This is a genomic window from Rhodopirellula sp. J20-39 (genome assembly GCF_057365095.1).
The window spans coordinates 5855859-5875322 of record NZ_CP195123.1 but is presented as its reverse complement, the minus strand read 5'-3'; the positions used below and the strand labels follow the sequence as shown (position 1 = coordinate 5875322).

Sequence of the window (19464 nt, the reverse complement as noted above, 5' to 3'; positions counted from 1 at the left end):
ATAAACGCGGACTAGGAAAACGTCACGGTGTTGGAATCCAGCACACCACCCAAGCCTGCCACGGCCTCAGTTGGCCCCATGGGCGGACGTACGGCAACTCGATCTGTTTTTGTGTTTGCTAAGGGAAGATAAAGCCGGAAAGTGGATCCGTTGCCCTCACTGCTTTCGACCGTCATAAAGCCTTTGTGATCTTCGATGATTCCAAATACCATCCACAATCCAAGGCCCGTTCCTTTGCCCACCTCTTTGGTGGTGTAGAAAGGCTCAAAGATTCTTTCGATCAATTCTTCGGACATGCCGCTTCCGTCGTCGGTTACTGCGATAACGGCGTACTCAGTGGAATCGCTAGCTGGCACACCGATCTTCTTTTGCGATTCTTTCGCTTCATAACCCGATTGGCGTGACAACTGGATCTGCATCTTTCCGGATTCGTTCATGGCATCACGAGCGTTGGTGCACAAGTTCACGAGAGCTTGAGACATCTGGTCCAAGTCGGCCAAGACCGAGTGGGTGTCGCTATCGATTTTGACTTCCAACTCAATGCGTTTAGATAGAAGCGGTTCAACCAAGGCTACAGCGTTGTCGACGATTGCGTTCGCGTTGCAGATTACCTTCTTCATTGGCTTTTGACGGCTGAAGCTAACGAGCCGCCCCGTGATGTCCGTAGCACGACTGGTTGCGACTCGTACACAGGACAAACATTGGTACGGGTTTCCGTCTTCAGGCAAATCTTCCATTGCAAAGGTGGTGTAACCGACAATTGCTTGAAGCAGGTTGTTGAACTCGTGTGCCACGCCCCCAGCCAAAGAGCCAACCGCTTCGAGCTTCTGTTTCTGCCGTAGTGCGCGGTCACGCTCTTTTAATTGTGCGGTGCGTTGGGTGACCAGTCGTTCCAACTCTTCCTGCTTTAAAGAAGCCGCGCTAATCAGACGACGCTTCTCGATCAGGGCGACCGCCAATTGCATGACCTCGGCATTGTCGAATGGCTTTTTCAAGATCAAGAGTCGGTCAGACCGGCCTAGACGTTTGGAAATTTCAGCCCATGAGTTGTCCGAATAGGCACTGCAAATCACGACCTGCAAATTCGGGTCAGCCTTCCAGAGGTGTTCGATTGTTGTCAAACCATCCCAACCCGGTGGCATACGCATATCGCAAAATGCCAGCGTGTAAGGCTTGCCATCTTTTACTGCTGCCAGCGTTTTTTCGTAGCCCTCTTCACCCTGGAATGCCGAGTCCAACTCGATATCCAGTTTTTCGTTTTCGACTGGCGAATCGGCATCGTCATCACCGAACAGTGCGTTAGCCGCATCAGTCAAACTTTGTGACTGATTGCTTCCCACAAAGACCTTTTTGAAATCGTCATGAATCGAAGGGTTATCGTCGATGATCAGGATTCTTGGTTTTGTTTCGCAAATGGTCATGGTTAATACGATCTTCTGAAAAAGGTCATTGAATCTCTTGGTGCTGGACTGGTTAGATTTTCAGTCGGCAGCGACTTCAACGTACGGCGTGTGAAAGAATGAAAGGGGGAAATGAGTCGGACAAAAAATTGCTTTAATCGTTAATCAAAATCTTGAATGGATTGCGACAATACGTCATACAAATGTAGGTTGCTAAGCGTGACAAGGCGCGATGTCCATTGCCGGTATCGTCAGGGTAAACGTTGCACCCTTGCCTTCACCGTCACTCTTTACAGAAAGGGTTCCGCCCAGTTCTTGTGCAACGTTCGCTGAAGAGTGCAAACCGAACCCTTGACCGGTCGCTTTGGTGGTAAATCCAAACCGGAAAATCTCAATCAGTTTTTCGCTGGCGATTCCGGTGCCATTGTCCCTGATTGAAAATTGCACCTGATTTTCTTGTCGTTTGACAGATACATAGATCACATTGTCGATCGGATCAGCCGCGACAATCGATTCTTTCGCGTTCTTGATTAAGTTGATTAGGACTTGAAGGATGGCATGTTTTTCTAGCAACACGTTTGGACCATCTTCGTAGTCTTCTTCCACTCGAACACCGTGGCGGTCGAGCGATGAAATGTTCATCTTGATTGCTTCTTGGACGATCGAGATGGGCGAGATAGGTTCGCGGGGGGACCGTCGTTGAGAGAATGTCTTTTGACTCGCGACAATCTCCTTGACGTGGTCAATCTTTTCCATCAATTCACCAACTTCGTCGAGTTGGGTTTGTCGATCCGATACTGCTGTCGAAGCAAGTTCGCGAATGAAGTTCGGTAGCTGCTTGCCACGACGATCACTGGTGAGGAAATTCGCTAGGTTCTGTCGATGTTCCTGAATCATCTGCGAAGCCTTGGATAGGTGTTCGCTAGTTGGTAAAGCAATTCGGTCTCGAAGTGTTTGGACGGATACGTTAATGCTGTTCAACGCATTGCCTACGTTGTGAAGGACGTCGCTCGCAAGTTCTGCCATGCCTGCTTGTCTGGCTGCGGCTTGTAGTTCGCCAGCAAGAATCTCCCGTTCTCTTTCGTTGTCTTTACGTTGGGTGGTGTCGGACTCGATTCTGATGAAGTTCACGACGTTGCCTTCGCTATCTAAGATTGGCCGAACTTCAATTTCGACCCAGTAAGGTTCGCCGTTTTTGCGATAGTTGATCAGTTCGACATCACAGCCTTTGCGTTCTTGTATCGCTTTCCAAATCTGATCAATCGTTTTGGGATCGGTATTGGGACCTTGCAAGAAGTGTCCGGGAACTTTCCCGATGGCCTCTTCCGGTTGGTATCCCGTCAGTCGAGTGAACCCTTCGTTAACCCATTCGATCTTGGAATCTGCGTCGGTGATAACCACCGAGTTTGCGGTGTGTTTCGCAACGAGTGAGAGTTTGTCGGCCAACGCTTTTGCTGCGGCCAATTCGATGGATTGTTGGGATAACGTTCGGAATTGGGAGGAAATCGTGTTTGCAACCTTGGTCGCAAGGATCACGAAGAAGATCATCGAAACCAATCCGATCACAAAGATGGACACGGATGCATTGGTTACCAATTCGGTAGCGTGTTTCGTCGAATCACTCGTTACCTTGGACGAACGACTTAATAATCGATCTTTCACGAGTGCATACTTATCGACGTAGTCGGTGAGCTTTGCTTTCAGCGATTCGCGTTCGGCTTGTAAGGTCAACCATTGCAAACAGTTTTGATAAAGACCAGCATCCGCAGCAAAGTCGGATTTTCGAGTATCGCTGATCGGAGATCGATCACCAAGAAACGAGTTTTCAAGTTCTGCCAAGGCTTCGATCGCTGTCGCTGAGCTTCGTAACGAGTTGTTCGAAAGCGGATCTAAGTTTTGCGAGTCGATGTTCGCTACAGCGGTTGGTCCGGGCGAATTAGCTTGGAGAGTTCTTCGCAATCGATCAAATCGTAATTTGATCTGGTTGTCACGAAGATCAGTCATCGCATCCCGGTTGGTTTCGGTAACTAGCTGCAGATGGAGAAGTTTCAAATCCTCGATTTCTCGCATCTCGACAGCGTGGATTGCTTGAGGTGACCAGTCTTCCATGAATTGTTGAGCTGCGACTTGGGCGGCGCTCCCTTCGAGCTTTTGGTAATCGCGAAAGGCTTTGACCACCTTCAACATCCGCGTGCCGATTGTTGTTTGCAAAATCGTATGCAGTCGGTGTATCGCGTTTTCAGAATGTTTAATGCTGGCGGTACGAGCTTGGTTTGCTTGTTGACTTCGCTTTGCGAGGCTCTGACATTGCTGATGCAGGACTTGCATTTCGGCAACCAAAGACACCACGTCCTGCACGGTGTTGGCAATGCGATGATCGGTCAATTTGGACTGGTCGACTACTAGCGAAAGTTTAGGTAAGTCCAGTCGTTCAGGCTGGTTAGGCTGATCTTTCGATTCGTTGTTCAGTAAGCAAAGTGTTTCATGATTGAAACGATCGACAATTTGATCTCCACGCGTGGCGATCTCAGCAACTTCGGCTCGTAACGCATCACCGGCGACACGATCAGCCCGGATGCGAATCAAGGACCAGAAGCTTGCGGCTAAGACAATCGCGACGGTGCTTAGACCAACGGCCGTCAACAGCCAAACATGACCTGTTTGCGGAATGGAAGCTGGGATGACTCGGATGCGGAAACTATTCATGATATGAGTCCTTGGACAACTCCGACCATTCAATCGAGACGACTGAACCATTGCAAAGCATTGTTGGCCAAACCATGTGGCTGGCTTGGTGTTCCGAGGCGGTTAAGCGAAGCGGTTGCGGCAATCCCAATTCGAACTCGCCGAGAGCTTCAAATGCTTGGATGACGCTTTCGCGACTGGATGTGAAGTGCGACGACTGCAACGCACGCAATAAGACACGAGCGGCGATGTAGCCTTCCAAGGATCCAAAGCTGTGTTCGTTTTGTCCCCCGTCGTGTCGATCCATTGCTTGCCGGTATTGGATCGCAATAGGGACCGATGAATCTGGATGCGGTACGACCTGAGTGACGATCACCCCGGCGGAATCGGCACCGAGTGCTTTGGCAAGAGACAGCGATCCGACAAAAGAGACATTCAAAAACAAACCGTCATAATCCAATGCTCTGGCCAATCGAATGAACTTGGCACACGGCGCGTAGGTCCCCACCATGATGATGGCTTTGGGCTGCACCTCGTGTAACAGAATCTCGGCAAGTCCAATTTCGACAGACGATGTGTTTCGTTCGTAACGTCCGTGTGCGATTTCGTTGGTACTCTTGATTCCATGTGCTTTCAACGCTTCGACGCCGCCCATGAAACCGGCATCTCCATAGCCATCGCGTTGGGTAAAGAATGCGACTTCGGTTGGTTTTATCTTGGCATGTTCCATCAAAGCGTTCACCATTGCCGCGGTTTCTTCCGCGTAGCTAGCGCGATAGTTGATGACGTACCGGTCTGGTGGACTGCGCCGTAGTATGCCAGCACCGGTATAGGCACCGATGAAAGGGATGCGTGTTTCGTTGGCGATCGGGACTGCAGCGATCGCTGTGGGCGTTCCAACGTTCCCGATGATGCCGAGCACATCGTCTTGCTCAATCAATTGACGCATGTTGACGATCGTTTGACTTGGTTCGTATCCATCGTCACGAGCAACCAGACGGATGGGTCTTCCATGGATACCGCCATTTTGGTTGGCATCTTTGAAAGCAACTTCAATGCCGATTTTCATGTTAGTGCCAAGGTCGGCCGCTGGTCCTGAAAGCGCCGTGGACATGCCCATGACGATGTCAGACGTGTTTTCGGGTGGCTTCGCGATCGCTTGCTTTGAACCGACGGCGATTAGCGTGGCTAACAACGCGATAAGACAATAACGCATTGAAGGTCTTATTAGATAAATATGCATCAAACCATTTCCTTCTAAACGTGTTCCGGTTGATGATCAGCAAGTGATGACGTCGTGACTTGCGGGAACGCATTGTCGTTGACAGGCGGGCTGGGCGGAATCGTCATAGGTAGAACCAGCGAGAAGCATGCACCTATGCCTGACGAGTTGTTTTCGATACGTAGTTCGCCGCCGAGCGATCGAGCGGCGATTCCGCTGGAATGCAGTCCAAATCCGTGACCGTCGCTCTTCGTAGTGAATCCGAACTCCTGGATTCGCGGCAACACTTCGGGAGCGATCCCCGGTCCGTTGTCGCTGACGATAAAGTGAGTATTGTCGTCGGTTTGTTCGATCGAAAGTCGAACTGTCCGAGCCACCGTAGTCACCTCGCGAACCGCATCTTGAGCATTGCCGATTAGATTAACCAAGATCTGGAGAACCTTGGTGCGATCCGTCATGATCGGCGATGTGGTGTTGAAGTTCCTTTCGATCGCGATGTCGTATTCGGAGTGTCGTCCTAAATTGATGAGAGCCGCTTGGTTCATCAGTTCAGACGCTGATTCGTTCGAGATCACGATTGACGAGCTTGCTTGGTCTTGTTGGGAGCGGATGATATCGTTGGTGTGACGGATATGATCGCGAAGGTGATCCGTTTCTTCAGCGAGCTTCTCGTTGCTTTCCACCAATGCGGTCGCGACTTCGCTCATGAATTCGGGAAGTCGTTGCCCACGTTCGTCATGAGTTAAGTAGTTGCTAAGGTTTTCTCGGTGTTGGTTCATCATTCCGACTGCCCTGGACAACAGTGGGACTGGGCTGTCGCTCAACATTTCCGCAATCAAGTTGGACGATGTGTTAATTCCATTTAGGGAATTGCCAACGTTATGAAGCACACCAGAAGCCAGTTCAGCCATACCGGCTTTGTGAGAAGCGCTGACAAGTTGTCGATTCGTTTCGGCGAGTTCGTTTTCGAACGCGAGTCGTGATGTTTCGTCGCGAGCGATGACGATGAACCCATCATTGCCATCAACGGCGCCGATCGACATGCGACACGGGAATCGTGTTCCATCACTTCGGCGACAACGCAGCGAAATTTCGTCTGTATCGATCTGGGTTGGTTCGTCAGTTTGCTCTGCTGGATTCACAATCTCGGGGAAGGTAAGGTTGTCCAGGAACTGTTCCAAAGATACCCCGTGCAATGATTGGTTGTCGGTTGTCGTATCGGACGTCAGGAACATTCGGCTTGCAGCTTCGTTCGCCGCGATGACCTCGCCATCCGGAGTGACTGACAAAATGGCGTCGGTTGCGTTTTCCAGGATCGAACGAATACGTGATTCGCTTTCCTGAAACTCTTTGGTCATCTTCCGGGCCAAATCAAGGGCCGAAGACCGCTGACGGCCGATCGAAGAGATCACTACGAATAGCAAGACGTCGATGAGCAATCCAACCATGGCAACGGTGGGGCTGATCGATGAATCAACAGCGCTAAAGAACTCGGGTGTGGTGGCGAATCGAATCGTCCAGTCGCGCCCGGACACCGACAATTGACGTTGTGCGGTGAAGGCCGCTGTGTCATTGGTGTTCGCCTCTCGCTGGCTTCCATTACTGTCGTAGAGAATCGCTTCTTCGGAAGGTTCAGCCGTATCGAAAATTTGGAATGAGATATCAGAGATGCCATCGCCCAGAATGCCTGTCATCAGGTCTTCTAGTCGGAATGCGGCGTAGACCCACCCCTGCAAAGCATCAAGTCGGGATTGTTCGTCAAGAACTGGTTCACTGGTTTCGTAAAAAGGCAAATAGCAAAGCACCCCAGCCTGGACATCCTGATCTGTCTCTTGAACCAAAGTGATCTTTCCCGAAACCGTGGGCAGTCCAGTCCGCGCGGCACGGGTCATGGCTTCACGACGGGTCGCTTCGGAAAACATGTCGTATCCGAATGCCCGCTGATTACGCCAATCGAATGGTTCGATATAGACGATTGCGCTATAGAAATCGCGGTCGCCCTCGGGGTGGATGCGATAGTCGGGAAACCCTTCCAGTCGAATGGCATCTTCGTGCATTTGGATCTGTTCCTTAGGAACAACCCGCGATACTGCCGCCGCTTGAATCCCTGGGAAACGTTCTTGGATTTCGCAACGCTGCACGAACTGGTTCCACTCTTTGCGGCTGACGTTTTCACTTGCAGCAAAGAATGCCGTTCCGTCTCGAAGGACTTGTTCGTACTTCAGCATTCGTTCTTGAATATGGTTCTGTACCTCGGCGGTACGAAACTCAAACCTATCTCGATCGCGCCGCTCGACGTGACGGTTGGTCAGGTACCAAGCTAATCCAGTCAGTAGCAGCGAAATGCCCAAGATTCCCCAAGCCGTAGCCCGGTTGTGGAACAACTCGACACATCGGTCCAGCGTTGACGGACCTTCGGATTGAGAACTGCAATCTGATTGCGGATTTTTATCCGCCTTTTGCGTTACGCGTCGCATAGATCAGGCTCTTTGGGAAGGGACGCGGTGTCGCCCAGTTGGCAAATGGTTTTGATAGTTCGGTGGATCACTTCTAATTCACTCTGACGCGTTTTGTGTTCACTTAGTAGTTTTCGAGCAAGGTCATTCAGCATGTCTGGGAAATGTCGGCCTCGACGATCTTTAGTAAAAAAGTCGGCGAGATTGTTTTCGTGTTCGGCGAGCGTTTCGGCCGCTTTGACCAGGACACCAACTCGACTCTTGTTTGATTCTTGATGCAGCAGCGAAACCGAAATGCTGACCTGGTTAAGTAGTTCGCCTAGGTCGCCACTTATCTCGCACTGAGCGGAAAGCGTATCGGCGGCGAAAGTCGGTTCGTCGAGAACGGGGGCATCAAAGACGTCGCTGCCACGAGCAGATCGCCAATGTTGACGCGTGGTAGAGACATAAGAAGCCGACTGGGCCTTTGCGGTCCGCAGATCACTTTCCGCGGCGAAGAGTCTTTCTAAGTCTCGGCGTCCGGTCAGGCTTGTCATGGAGAAGAAGCCAGTTGCAATCACCAGCCAATTCAAGTGCTCAAGCCACTGATAAGGCAGAACAGTGCTCTGTCCGTACAGAGATTGCGGCCACACGAAGCTGCGTACCAGATAGTCAACGCCTGCGATTACGCTAGCGGTTAGCAAGACCTTGTAGTCTCGATAGAGCGATAGCAACGCCAGAGACGCAAAAATGCAAGCGTGGGCCACCGTGGCACCGCCGGAAAGGTGCACTAGCGTTGCAGCCCAAATGACTTGGGCTACCGCGAAGGTGTGCCGGATCTTTGCCTGACCCGCACTGCGAAACACAAGAAGCGTTGGAATGCAGAAAAACAAAACGCCAAAAATGAACGCACACCAAAGTGTGACGTTCAGTGTTCCGCTGCTACCCAGCCAAGTGTTTGGCGTAATGAACATCGCAACCACGACGATGCTTAACGCCTGGAATGCGGAAATGGCACAGAAAGCTCGATCAACTTTTGCGTAGATCCGTGACAACGACGCTGGGGTGTGCCCTAGCGGTTGGTTCTGCGGTTTCGTTTGAACTTTGTTATCGCGATCTGCCCATATGACCGGCTGACTTTCCATAGTCATGATTTGCCCCCAAATCGTTTGACTCATGCTTGTGGGCAAACTTTGCCCAGCCCCAATGAAACGTACATCACGAATAGTGGACAGGCTGAGAATATGCGGGCAGTTAAGCCATTAAGAAACGTCATGAAACATTGAGTGTCATGATGATGGTGCGCAAACGCCTAAGATGAACTAACCTACTGTCATCATTTGATCACACTTGCGTTATCAAACGTGAATTGCTTGAAAGGTTGTCCACCATCAAGCAAGGAAACTAGGTCAATTCCTACAATAAATGTCTGTGTTTGCGCTTTTGCGAAAAATTAGATGCGCGCACAAAAAAAGGCAGGTATCCGAAAGTGGATAACTGCCTTGAGATACTATTGATGGCCGTTTTCTCAAGCCAGCTAAGCTTTAGCTGACTGAAACGAAACCATCTTAGTATGTCGTAGGATCTACTTCTTGGCATACGCATCGCGCAGGTCACGGACCTTATCGTGCCCAGCTTTCACACGAGCATACTGTGCGGTCAGTACATCATTCATTGCGCTGCCAGCGGTGTCCTTGAGGACTTCTTCGTAGGCTTCCTTGATGTGGTCCTCGCCACGTTCGGCTTCAATAAGGATGACGTATGGGTCGCCACCGTTTAGTTTGCCGCGGATGTTAATCCAAATGCGGTGCGTTTTCGCCGCGACGCTTCCATCGTCCTCCGCTTCTTCGCCATTGAACTCAACGAATTGTTGAAGCTCGCTTGCCATTGCGGAACGCTCGTCACCGATTGCACGGAACAGCGTCGATAGCTTCGTGTCGTCCAACTCTTCGGCTGATTCATGAAACCCATTATAGGAATCGATGTTTGCACGAATTAGCTTTTGCAGCTTATTGATGGTTTCGGCGTTGAGATCGGTTTTTGTTTCAAGACTCATGATTGTCTCCCTTGTATTATTGATAGTTTAATTTTCGGAGATCGGCCAACTAGGCGATCGGTCCACGGCGTCCAAGTACGAGTCCGATAACGAACAGAACGAGGAACACGACGAACAAGATCTTGGCGATACTTGCAGCAGTACCGGCGATAACACCGAACCCGAGTACACCAGCGATCAACGCGATGACTAAAAACGTTAAAGCCCAACCCAGCATGGCAATCTCCTAAGTAGAAAAGTGGTTCGCGTAGTAGTGAACTTCACTTCTCACGCTCAAAGGAGAGGTATCGCAAGCGGTGTGCCAACTTGCAGAAACCGGACTGAATTGCTGCGGTAAACCGTGGATTACTGATCTGGAGACGAAACCAGTCGATCGGTTGAGCGTTCAACGTGCAGCATGGGCGTTTGCGAAGCAAACGCGGTAGCGTAATTCAGTTTGATATGAACTATGACGATTCTCGGTTGATTAGGCCCAAGACCTCGGCGCGGGATTTCGGGTCGGTCTTGAACGCTCCACGCATCGCGCTGGTCAGACAAAGGCTGCCGGGTTTGCGAATACCCCGCATCGTCATGCAACTGTGGGTCGACTCGACAACAACTGCCACACCGCGAGCGGACAATCGCTCCTCAATTAAGTTGGCGACGGTGTGGGTTAGGCGTTCTTGAACTTGGGGACGGCGAGCGACTTCTTCAACAACGCGGGCTAATTTGCTAAGGCCAACTACTTTGCCGCTAGGAAGATAAGCGATGTGTGCCTTGCCGGTGAAAGGCAATAGGTGATGTTCACACATGCTGCAAAAGCTAATGTCGCGGACCAGGACGATCTCGTCGTAATCCTCTTCGAAAACCTTGGCTAAGTGACGTCCCGGATCGGATTTGAGTCCGGCGAACATCTCTGCGTACATGCGAGCAACCCGCGCAGGTGTCTCCAGTAACCCGTCGCGTTGTGGATCCTCACCGACTGCTTTCAGGATCACCTTTACGGCCGATTCGATCGCTGCGAAGTCGACCGCATCGTTCTTAGGCTCGTTTTTGTCAACGAAAAAAGGCGTGGGAAGAGTCGCGGAACCTTCATTCGATGTGGCGTCAGCTTCTTTCGACGAAACAGTCATTCAATCATTTTCCTGGGATACTCGTGGGGTGAGTCCGCATTATAGGAGGCGGTCACGTTTTAGGGCATGCCTGAGGATCGTTACGTTTGGTCACCCCCCCCGCTAGCTGTCTATGTCAATAGTGGCAGGAGGAGTCCCAACAGGATTGATAAGACGACGATGGAGCCAAAGACAATCGCGATTGTCCAGACGAGCCAGTGCGTTTTGTATTTGATGTGGGGCGTAGCACGGACGACTTGCCGGTACGGTTCGGAGCAAACGTAGGCTCCTTTTTCCGAAAACAGAACTGATAGGAAGTAGCCATGAATGATCGTGCCGATTGGAAATCCAAGCAGCCCAAAGATGCTCAACACACCCGCCGTAATTCTCGCGCCATTGTTCAGCCGCCTCAACCCTCGTCCAAGCAACAGAAAGCCCGCCGTGAACGATCCGTATATTAGAAGCATCATGAGTGCTGCTCCGGTGGTGAGTTCGTCGTCTTTACCAAACAAAGCAGCTATGAAAACAGCGAAGGAGACAGCCAAGCCGAGCATGAATATGGAACAGCCAAAGTAATACAGCATACCCAGGGACCGCACCGTTGTTTCATGGCCGAGGTGTTGGTGGCGAATTTGATCTGGGCTTCCTGAAACGGTTGAGCCTGCATTGTAGGCTGACGCCGGGTTGCTATACCCAGTGGTTGGAGAATGGTAGGGATTAGTGGGCATCGCCGCGGCGGGCGCTGCTGCGTAGGGATTGGCCAGTGGCGCCATCGGTCGAACGGCGGGAGACGCGGCCGGACCAGTCGTGTTCACTTGGGGGAGATCATCAAAGTCAAAGTTGTTGTCGAGTCCCGTGCCCAGATCGGCTCCGAACCCGGAAGTCGCTGAATTGGAAGCGGTTGGCCGAGCTGAAGCGGGGCGTGGGTTGGATGGGCCGGCTGATTTCCCCGGTACTCGTAACTTTTGTTTGCATTCCGGACAGGATACTGTCCCACCAGCGGATGACTTTCGGACCGATAGCGTTCGGCCACAGGGGCAACGCATCTTCAGTACGTCTGGATTCGCGTTGGCTGCAGGACTGGTTGCCGGTCTTCTCGCCGCTGCGGAGGCGGTCGGTTTGGGAACGTTCGCGTTAGGTTGTGAACCCGAGTTTGCACCTGATCCCGATCGGGGTTGGGATGCAGCGGAATTGGGGGCCGCCGTTGTCCCGGGGACACGCAAGACAGTCGAGCAACTTGGGCACTTCACCTTCTTGCCGGCGGAAGACTTCATCACCGCCAATTCTTTCCCACAGCGACAGCGCAATCGCATCTTTTCAGAATTCAAAATCAATCCCCTGTCCGTTCTTGCCCCAATCTTGGCTTACTTATATTGCAGCCCTGAGATGAATTAGATGCCTTGCAGTGCATCATTGTACACACCGGCGATGTTCATCACGATGCGGAAGATGATGAAGATCAACGCGCCTGCGACACCCAGCCAAATTGTTCCAGTCGCGATGCCCGCGATCGTCTTCAATGCGGATTTAGCTCGTTGGTCATAATCGCGAGCCACGAAATCGATGGACTCCGCATCGGTCCCGGAAACTTCGGCGACCCCGACTTGGGTGAGGAATTCATCAGGAAATAGCGAGGTTGCGTGCAAGGCTTCGGTCAATGTGCCGCCAGCGCGAATGCTTTCTTCGGCGTCCTTGGCTCCGCTGCGATAGAAGTCACTGTCGGTGGCATCCAAGGCAAGTTTGATCCCAGCGATCGGGTTCAGTCCTGCGTCTAAGGCCAACGCCAGTGTCCATGTGAAACGAGACAGGGTGATCGTTTGAATGGCGGTGCCCAAGACGGGGATCTTGTAGAACACCGGAATCATGTTTTGGATGCCCCCAACGTTCTTCTGAAACGCAACGACGGCAGCGGTCAGCATCGCGAAGAACCCCGCGATGTACGCCCAGAAAATCAGCACACCCTGGGATCCTCGCAACCCCAGACCAAGCATGTCGGCCATTTCGCCGCCGGCTGATGGAGTGACGTTGCCCATGATCCAGATGAACAGCGATATGACGCCAATGCCGATAAACAACTGGATGCTGGGCCAAGTGATTGCGCGAAGGAAATCGTTCTTGAGGATCACTTGTTGTTCATAGTGCTCGGCCAACTTGAGCATGGTTCGTTCCAGTCGCCCGGTGACCTCGCCCACCCTCACCATGGATCGCATCAAAGGTGGAAAGAACTTGCTTTGTTGGTTCATTCCGTCAGCCAGCGAGGTACCTCGAGCGGCTTCCTCTCGTAGAAGTCTCATCGCCTCTCGCTGCTTGGGCGACCCGTGCTTGGCTTCGCTGTCGAGCAAACGCAATAGATCCGCGCCGGCTTGGTGTCCAATGCCGAACCGACGACAGAAATCACGAGCCGATTTCAAATTCATTCGACGACCGATCAACGGCGCGTCCTCGAACCGGAGGCAGGAAACGCAGCCTGGCCGTGTTGACGATCCAGCGTCGCAGCATCAGCAAGAGGTGGCACCTTATTGGAGCTCATTGCCGCGTGACGCGTTGCTGCGTGGACGGAATTCGGTTTGGCAGTCGGGAACCGGTGCGTGTATTCGCGAACGGCGTAGTCCAGCATGTTGTTAATACGTTGATGGTTGCTGTGTTGATAGACTGAAGTACTGGCTGGCTCGGAGCTCGAAGGCCGCTGCGATCGAAGGGATCGTTTCAGTTCCTCCAGACGTGCAATCGCAAGTTCGTAGGTAGCTTGGGCGGTCGAGGTCTTACCGGCTTCGAAGAGCGAGCGAGCATTGCGAACCAGCGAAATCACTTCTTGCGTCGGATCGATCGCCTTGCTGTCGTTGCCACGGGCACGATCCAGGCGTTCCGATCGAATCTTGTTACCGAGCGTGCGAGGGTCTTCACCCAGTATTTGGCGATCCATCTCATCCAAATCTAGGATCGTGACGGTGACCGAAGCGCCACCCGCGGTGGAAGTCCATCCTTGTCTGCTGCCAGGGGCGGACGGCAATCCAGGAATTCGTCTCGAGCTCGATCCGCTCGCATAGCTGGAGTTGCCGCCCAGAGACGCTGTGCCACGATCAGGAACCAAAACTCCACCGCGATACGAAAATTGGCGAACACTAGGCAACTGAACCACTTGGGCCCAACCCACCGTTCCGCACGCGACCAAAGATGCAAATGCCATCGCCGCTAAAAGGCTTGGCACGCGTCGATTCAGCGAGACGGGAAAAGTTTTCATCTGGCGTAGTCTATCCTATCTGGTTTGCGGTTACCATTTCCTGAGGTCAATTCCCTTTTCGGAAAACCGTTTCCATTTCACCACTCCTCACCCTCGAACGCTTCGCCGACCAGTTCGGATCCGGAGCACGAAAGGATTGATTGATGCAACGCTTGTTTGCCCAGACTGTTTTGTCCCTTTCCTTTTTACTTTGTCTTGGCAATCTAGGTTGTTCGCCGGCGGGGCGTAGCGGCGGACCGGGACCGGAAGATCCAGATGCACCGAAAGAGTTTACGACGACCGATTCGGGGTTGAAGTACCGAATTTTGAGACGAGGTAGCGGTGACGCGCCAAAACCGCAAAGCTTCGTTACCGTCGATTACGAGGGATGGCTGGACAGTGGTGCGGAGTTCGATAGTTCGTACAACCGCCGCCAGCCAACGAAGTTCAATCTTCAGAGCGTCGTTCCCGGTTGGACCGAAGGTTTGCAATTGGTCAAAGAGGGTGGCATGATCGAATTGGAAGTGCCGCCGGAATTGGGCTACGGTGCGATGGGAGCTCCTGGGTCGATCCCGCCCAACGCGACGCTGCATTTCAAAGTTGAGTTGCACGAAGTGCGTGGTGGCTGAGCGTGTTGGTGGCTCCGTTGGGCGCGGTCTGGTTCCTTATTGCAGGCGTCAGGTAAGTTTTTCCGATTATCCCGAACATTCGATTATCTCGGTCGCACGGATTATCCGATAACGAGGATGGCGAATCGGTCGAACGACTGAGCCTGCGTCAACTCGCATCATTTGCGGGCCCCGCGAACTAACCTTGACTGCCACGTTCATCGCGAATCGGAATCTAGCCATGCGAATCGATACCCATCGCTTCGGCACTTTGGAACTCAATGCCGACCAACTATTCCTGTTCCCACAGGGACTTGTCGGCATGGAAACGCTGCACCAATGGGCCTTGATTCCTGATCCTGACAACGAATCGGTCGCTTGGCTGCAATCGGCCGCACGGGGTGATCGCGCGTTGGCGGTGATCTGCCCACGAGCGTTTTTTCCCGACTATCGCGTTCACATCGGTCGTCGTGATCTGGCCAGTTTGCACCTGTCCAGCGGCGCGGAAGTCTACATCATGACGACTGTAGCCGGGCACGTTGGCAAATTAACCACGAACCTGCGAGCTCCTTTGTTGGTCAATCTTGACCGACGGCTAGGGTGTCAGGTCATCACCAACGATGATCGGCCTTTGCGACAACCGTTGCCAACGATCGTCGGTTCGGTCAAACAAGACATGCCAGTTTCACAAGTTCGCGCTGCTTAAGACTATGCGGTAGGCTTAAGACCACGCGGCAGGCTTCAGATCAGGCAGCGGGCTTGAAGATTTGGCTGCGGATTGCAGTGCTCTCTGTCTCTGCATGACTTTCCGTAACTGCAAAGGTTTCCGCGACTGCATTGTGTTTAGAAGCGGTGACATGGGTGGACAACCAGTCACCGACGGGCTCTTTCCCCGGCGACACACGATAAATCGTTCCACGGTGGCGAATCCGCACGACCGGTAAGTGCGGACCTTATGATCCCGGCTTGGATATATCCAGGCGCATGGTCGATCAATCTTCTTAGCGAGGCGAAACAACGGGTGTTGTTTCCAAAGCCAGACCTCGCATGATCGTTGCGATGGAATGCAAATCACGGCAAGGATTGCCGGCCCGATAGCATCAAGATTCCAACCAATTTGGTCCTAAAGATCTTCCCTCCTGATATACGAAGCCGAGGACATCATGCTCGTCCTATCCCGACACCGTGACGAAAGCATCATGATTGGTGATGACGTGGTGGTGACCATAGTGGACATACGCGGAGACAAAGTACGTCTCGGCATCGAAGCGCCCCAGGCGATTCCGGTTCACCGCCAAGAAGTCTACGATGCGATTCAGCGAGAAAATCGCCGTGCATCTCAGACCGGGGCTGGTGCGACCAAAGACGTCCGGCCGCCCCGCGATTGAATCCGCAATCGGTTCGAGTACGAGCGTATTGTTGAGCGTATCGCTTGCGAAAGATGGACTAGCCCAAGGCTGACCGTTCAACTCGCAAGCGTGTGAATTCGCGTGCCAGGTAAGATATCGGCACATGGGTTTGCCATCGCTTAGTTTAGCAATCGTTCGTTAGGTCCGCTCGCGTAATTCGGGGTGAGGCAATCGGCCATAAGCATGGGCCAGCAATTTCAGCGGATGGATCGCGTCGTAATCTCCACCATGCTGCATTTGCAATTTGCAGGCACTGCATTCGGTCGTCGGCGTAGCGTGGGTCGCTTTCCGAACGGCTGAAATCATGGGCCAACCGATTCGTAGGCTATTGCGATAGTTCTTTCGCTGCAGCCCCCATGTCCCAGCCATCCCGCTGCAACCTTTGTTGAGCACCTCGACTTCCATTTCGGGGATCAGACTCATCAATTTCGCAGCCGACATTTCCGAGTCCAGCACACGGCTGTGACAGGGTTGGTGGTAGAGCATGCGGTGTTTGATCGGCTCGAATTCCAGTGCCAAGCGTTTCTCGCGATGCAGCGACCACAGGTATTCACACGCTTCGTGCGAATGCTTGGCGACTAGGTGTGCATCCTCGTTGTCAAGCAAGTTGGGGTATTCGTGTTGCAAGCACAATGCCGCCGCCGGTTCAGTCGCTAACACGGTGTAGCCTTGGCGAACCGCATCGGCCAGGATCCGCACGTTTCGCTTTGCTACCCGTCGAGCTCCCTTTAGATCGCCAGCGGTGATCCGTGCCATCCCACTGAGAGCTTGTCCGGTGGGAACGTAAAATCCGATCCGGTTGTGTAGCAGGATTTCGGCCAACGCACGTCCGATTTCGGGGTCGTGGTAATTGGCAAAGTGATCGACGAAGTACACCACCTTCAGTCCACCGTGCGGTGATGCTTTGTGCCAACGTCGTCGCGTCGCGTATCGAACAAACGACTCGCTCGCCAATGCCGGCACCTGTCTTGCCGATGAGAACCCAAACAGCTTCTCGCCGAGCCAACGGACCACGCTGCGTCGCAACAAAAAGTTCGATAGCCAAGCGACGCGTGAAGCGACCGCTGCAACCACGTCGATTCGGCCGATCAACCAATCTGATAATGGCAAGCCATTGGTGGCAACGTATTGCGCCTTGATCTCGCCGACGACTTTGGGGATGTCGACCGACGCCGGACATTCCACTCGACAGGAATGACAATTGAAGCACAGGTCGGCGACCGCTTTGGCGCGTTCACCGGTCAATTCATCAACGGGCAACTCCCCGCTCAAGACGCCCCGCAACAGGTTGGCCTTGGCACGCGGTGAAGCTTCTTCGGCTGCACTGATGCGAAACATCGGGCACTGCCGCTCGCCTGGATTGTGTGAGCGGCACCGCGCGCAACCGTTGCAAGCTCGAGTTGCCTTTGTAATCGGGGCGCTACCAGGCCACTGTTGCAATACTTCCAATTGGGGCATTGGTTCGTGAGGCAATAGCGAAGACACCAATCGAGTCGTTCTCGGGGGTGTCGGTTCCACTGTCGCCGGCGCCGCTGTTGCTTGGTCCGCTTCGGCTGAATTGCTGGTCGGATCGACGTTTGGCGCGTTAAGATTTTGCTGGTTGTCGTCGGCCGCTGGAAGAATAGGATTGCTGGGCGAGGAGCCTTCGGAACGTCGCATCGGCAGCACGCTTCGGCCCGCGGCCACGATATCAATTGTTTGGTGGATTGGCCGCAGGTTCTCATCGGGCTTCTGGAAAATCGCACCGAACAGTTTGCCTGCGTTGAAGCGATGCTGTGGATCAAACAGTCGCTTGACTTGGCCCATCGCCGGCCACAAGTCACCAAACTGCAGCGGCATTAAATACGAGCGGCTTAAGCCAGCGGCGTGTTCGACACCGATTTGCCCACCTTGTTTCCAAACCACGTCGGCGATCGCTTCGCTGATCGGTCGAATCTTTTGACGATCGGTGATCTCACCCAGGTCCAACATCGGTCGGATGTGTAATTGTCCATGCCCCGCATGAGCGAAAACGGTGGCGGTGGTTTGAAAACGCTTTAACACGTCTTGAACCGCGACCAACATTTGCGGAAGCAACTCCGGGGGCGAGTATATGTCTTCCACGAACGGCAGCGGCAATGCTTGTCCGCGGACGCGATATTGCCGCTGAATCACTCGTCGAAACAATGCCCAAAATAGGTCTCGCTCGTCGTTGCGAATCGTATCGCGTGAAACAAAGGCTGCGTCGGGGCCGGTCGCCAGCGTTTGACGCATGATGCCCAAGCGGTGGTACAGATCGCCGAGAGATTCGCCTTGAATTTCGACCAACATGCCGGCTTCGGCTTCGCGAGGCACTAAGTCAGCAAATTGCCGCTCGCCTTCTCGTGCGATTTGCAGCATCCGGCGATCCATCACATCACACGCGATCGGACCGTGGCTTAGCGCGGACACCGCCGAACGCATCGCTGAATCCAAACGGTGGAAGAACAGCAGCACCACGCCGCGATGTGCCGGGATCATCTCGGTCCGCAACGTTGCGTCGACCATCACACCCAGAGTGCCCTGAGTTCCAGCGAAAAATTTCGCCAAATCGACCGTGCCGTCATCGCTGACGAAATCGTCTAACCGGTATCCGTTGCTGGCGGGTGATCGAAAAGGGGAAGATTCAAGCTGGCTGCTAAATTGACTGCGGATTTCCGTCAGGCCGCGAGCCACGCGATTTAGGAATTCACCGTCCTGGGCCGTTGTGGTGCCATCCGACTGAATCATGTATTCATCGGCCGCGTGCTGACTTAGTTCAGCCAACTGGCCACTCGCGTTAACGATACGAACCGATTCGATCGTATCCCGCGCCGATCCACTTCGTAGGTAATGGCTTCCCGACGCGTTCGTCGCGATGACACCCCCCATCGTTGTAATTGCTCGCGTCGCCGGATCGGGGCCGTACCAACGGCCATATTGGGCGAGCATCCGATTCACACTGGCGAGCGTCGCACCGCTCTGCACAACAACTCGAGTGCCCTCATCCAGCACCGTGACGCGACGCATGTGCGTTGACATGTCCAGCACGATCCCCGGCCCGAGCGACTCGCCCGCTACTCCACTGCCACTACCGCGTGGATGGACCGTCAGGTCTTGGTCGTTTGCGTAGGATACCGTCGCGGCAACATCCGCCGGTGAACGAGGACGCACGACCACTAATGGGCGAATCTGGTAGATGCTGGCGTCGGACGCGTACAACTGCAGTGATGTATTGTCACAAAGTACCTCTCCGTCGACTAAGCCGCGGAGGTCATCGTGCAATCGTTGCCGGTCGATTTCAGTTCGCATATGAGCCATTACGACTCAGGTAGCTACCT

General features: G+C 53.2%; 16 protein-coding genes. 4 read left to right on the top strand and 12 right to left on the bottom strand.

Features of this window, described 5'->3' with window-relative positions; all coding sequences use genetic code 11:
• Positions 1-11: 11 nt before the first annotated feature.
• The 9 genes from ACR3ZL_RS21415 to ACR3ZL_RS21375 all read right to left on the bottom strand — a co-directional run bounded on the left by ACR3ZL_RS21415 (position 12) and on the right by ACR3ZL_RS21375 (position 11662).
• A complete protein-coding gene (locus ACR3ZL_RS21415; protein ID WP_473651051.1) occupies positions 12-1421 on the bottom strand; it encodes a hybrid sensor histidine kinase/response regulator in 1410 nt (469 codons plus the stop codon).
• Positions 1422-1613: 192 nt separating this feature from the next.
• The gene (locus ACR3ZL_RS21410; protein WP_486172952.1) at positions 1614-4106 is read right to left on the bottom strand and encodes a PAS domain-containing protein; all 2493 of its coding nucleotides are present in this window, start codon (positions 4104-4106) and stop codon (positions 1614-1616) included.
• Positions 4099-5301 carry an ABC transporter substrate-binding protein gene (locus ACR3ZL_RS21405; RefSeq protein WP_473651054.1) on the bottom strand — a complete coding sequence of 401 codons (1203 nt, stop codon included), beginning with the start codon at positions 5299-5301 and terminating at the stop codon, positions 4099-4101. Before ACR3ZL_RS21405 ends, ACR3ZL_RS21410 begins: the two co-directional genes overlap by 8 nt.
• Before the next feature lie 41 nt (positions 5302-5342).
• Entirely contained in the window at positions 5343-7784 is a 2442-nt protein-coding gene (locus tag ACR3ZL_RS21400; RefSeq protein ID WP_473651055.1) for a CHASE domain-containing protein, read from the bottom strand.
• The gene (locus ACR3ZL_RS21395) at positions 7772-8893 is read right to left on the bottom strand and encodes a hypothetical protein (RefSeq protein WP_486172951.1); all 1122 of its coding nucleotides are present in this window, start codon (positions 8891-8893) and stop codon (positions 7772-7774) included. Before ACR3ZL_RS21395 ends, ACR3ZL_RS21400 begins: the two co-directional genes overlap by 13 nt.
• Before the next feature lie 434 nt (positions 8894-9327).
• A complete protein-coding gene (locus tag ACR3ZL_RS21390; protein ID WP_473651057.1) occupies positions 9328-9798 on the bottom strand; it encodes a PA2169 family four-helix-bundle protein in 471 nt (156 codons plus the stop codon).
• Between the two features lie 49 nt (positions 9799-9847).
• Positions 9848-10015: a DUF1328 domain-containing protein gene (locus tag ACR3ZL_RS21385; protein ID WP_473651058.1), complete on the bottom strand. Its 168-nt coding sequence runs from the start codon at positions 10013-10015 to the stop codon at positions 9848-9850.
• A 229-nt stretch (positions 10016-10244) separates the two neighbouring features.
• Positions 10245-10910 carry a GTP cyclohydrolase I FolE gene (gene folE / locus ACR3ZL_RS21380; protein WP_473651059.1) on the bottom strand — a complete coding sequence of 222 codons (666 nt, stop codon included), beginning with the start codon at positions 10908-10910 and terminating at the stop codon, positions 10245-10247.
• Between the two features lie 110 nt (positions 10911-11020).
• Positions 11021-11662: a hypothetical protein gene (locus ACR3ZL_RS21375; protein WP_473651060.1), complete on the bottom strand. Its 642-nt coding sequence runs from the start codon at positions 11660-11662 to the stop codon at positions 11021-11023.
• A gap of 82 nt (positions 11663-11744) precedes the next feature.
• Here ACR3ZL_RS21375 and ACR3ZL_RS21370 point away from each other — a divergent pair, with 82 nt between their 5' ends.
• Positions 11745-12284: a hypothetical protein gene (locus ACR3ZL_RS21370; RefSeq protein ID WP_473651061.1), complete on the top strand. Its 540-nt coding sequence runs from the start codon at positions 11745-11747 to the stop codon at positions 12282-12284.
• On the opposite strand, the gene ACR3ZL_RS21365 is transcribed toward ACR3ZL_RS21370, so the two are convergent.
• A complete protein-coding gene (locus ACR3ZL_RS21365) occupies positions 12281-13306 on the bottom strand; it encodes a type II secretion system F family protein (protein ID WP_473651062.1) in 1026 nt (341 codons plus the stop codon). The two genes, ACR3ZL_RS21370 and ACR3ZL_RS21365, sit on opposite strands and share 4 nt — an antisense overlap.
• A gap of 11 nt (positions 13307-13317) precedes the next feature.
• Positions 13318-14130, bottom strand: coding sequence for a hypothetical protein (locus ACR3ZL_RS21360; RefSeq protein ID WP_473651063.1), 813 nt, complete (start codon positions 14128-14130; stop codon positions 13318-13320).
• Between the two features lie 143 nt (positions 14131-14273).
• On the opposite strand from ACR3ZL_RS21360, the gene ACR3ZL_RS21355 reads away from it, so the two are divergent.
• From ACR3ZL_RS21355 to csrA, 3 genes are all read left to right on the top strand, one after another.
• Positions 14274-14738: an FKBP-type peptidyl-prolyl cis-trans isomerase gene (locus tag ACR3ZL_RS21355; protein WP_473651064.1), complete on the top strand. Its 465-nt coding sequence runs from the start codon at positions 14274-14276 to the stop codon at positions 14736-14738.
• A gap of 220 nt (positions 14739-14958) precedes the next feature.
• Positions 14959-15423, top strand: coding sequence for a flagellar assembly protein FliW (fliW, locus tag ACR3ZL_RS21350; protein WP_473651065.1), 465 nt, complete (start codon positions 14959-14961; stop codon positions 15421-15423).
• Positions 15424-15880: 457 nt separating this feature from the next.
• Positions 15881-16105, top strand: coding sequence for a carbon storage regulator CsrA (gene csrA, locus ACR3ZL_RS21345; protein WP_007325270.1), 225 nt, complete (start codon positions 15881-15883; stop codon positions 16103-16105).
• A gap of 159 nt (positions 16106-16264) precedes the next feature.
• On the opposite strand, the gene ACR3ZL_RS21340 is transcribed toward csrA, so the two are convergent.
• Positions 16265-19435 (bottom strand): FAD-binding and (Fe-S)-binding domain-containing protein, encoded by a 3171-nt coding sequence (locus ACR3ZL_RS21340; protein ID WP_473653497.1) that lies wholly within the window; start codon positions 19433-19435, stop codon positions 16265-16267.
• Positions 19436-19464 lie beyond the last annotated feature (29 nt).

Coding starts and splice junctions, on each gene's coding strand:
- ACR3ZL_RS21385 (WP_473651058.1), bottom strand. CDS start 10,015: ATGCTGGGTTGGGCTTTAACGTTTTTAGTCATCGCGTTGATCGCTGGT.
- fliW (WP_473651065.1), top strand. CDS start 14,959: ATGCGAATCGATACCCATCGCTTCGGCACTTTGGAACTCAATGCCGAC.
- ACR3ZL_RS21360 (WP_473651063.1), bottom strand. CDS start 14,130: ATGAAAACTTTTCCCGTCTCGCTGAATCGACGCGTGCCAAGCCTTTTA.
- ACR3ZL_RS21395 (WP_486172951.1), bottom strand. CDS start 8,893: ATGACTATGGAAAGTCAGCCGGTCATATGGGCAGATCGCGATAACAAA.
- ACR3ZL_RS21415 (WP_473651051.1), bottom strand. CDS start 1,421: ATGACCATTTGCGAAACAAAACCAAGAATCCTGATCATCGACGATAAC.
- ACR3ZL_RS21340 (WP_473653497.1), bottom strand. CDS start 19,435: ATGCGAACTGAAATCGACCGGCAACGATTGCACGATGACCTCCGCGGC.
- folE (WP_473651059.1), bottom strand. CDS start 10,910: ATGACTGTTTCGTCGAAAGAAGCTGACGCCACATCGAATGAAGGTTCC.
- ACR3ZL_RS21375 (WP_473651060.1), bottom strand. CDS start 11,662: ATGGCGCCACTGGCCAATCCCTACGCAGCAGCGCCCGCCGCGGCGATG.
- ACR3ZL_RS21390 (WP_473651057.1), bottom strand. CDS start 9,798: ATGAGTCTTGAAACAAAAACCGATCTCAACGCCGAAACCATCAATAAG.
- ACR3ZL_RS21405 (WP_473651054.1), bottom strand. CDS start 5,301: ATGCGTTATTGTCTTATCGCGTTGTTAGCCACGCTAATCGCCGTCGGT.
- ACR3ZL_RS21355 (WP_473651064.1), top strand. CDS start 14,274: ATGCAACGCTTGTTTGCCCAGACTGTTTTGTCCCTTTCCTTTTTACTT.
- csrA (WP_007325270.1), top strand. CDS start 15,881: ATGCTCGTCCTATCCCGACACCGTGACGAAAGCATCATGATTGGTGAT.
- ACR3ZL_RS21400 (WP_473651055.1), bottom strand. CDS start 7,784: ATGCGACGCGTAACGCAAAAGGCGGATAAAAATCCGCAATCAGATTGC.
- ACR3ZL_RS21365 (WP_473651062.1), bottom strand. CDS start 13,306: ATGAATTTGAAATCGGCTCGTGATTTCTGTCGTCGGTTCGGCATTGGA.
- ACR3ZL_RS21410 (WP_486172952.1), bottom strand. CDS start 4,106: ATGAATAGTTTCCGCATCCGAGTCATCCCAGCTTCCATTCCGCAAACA.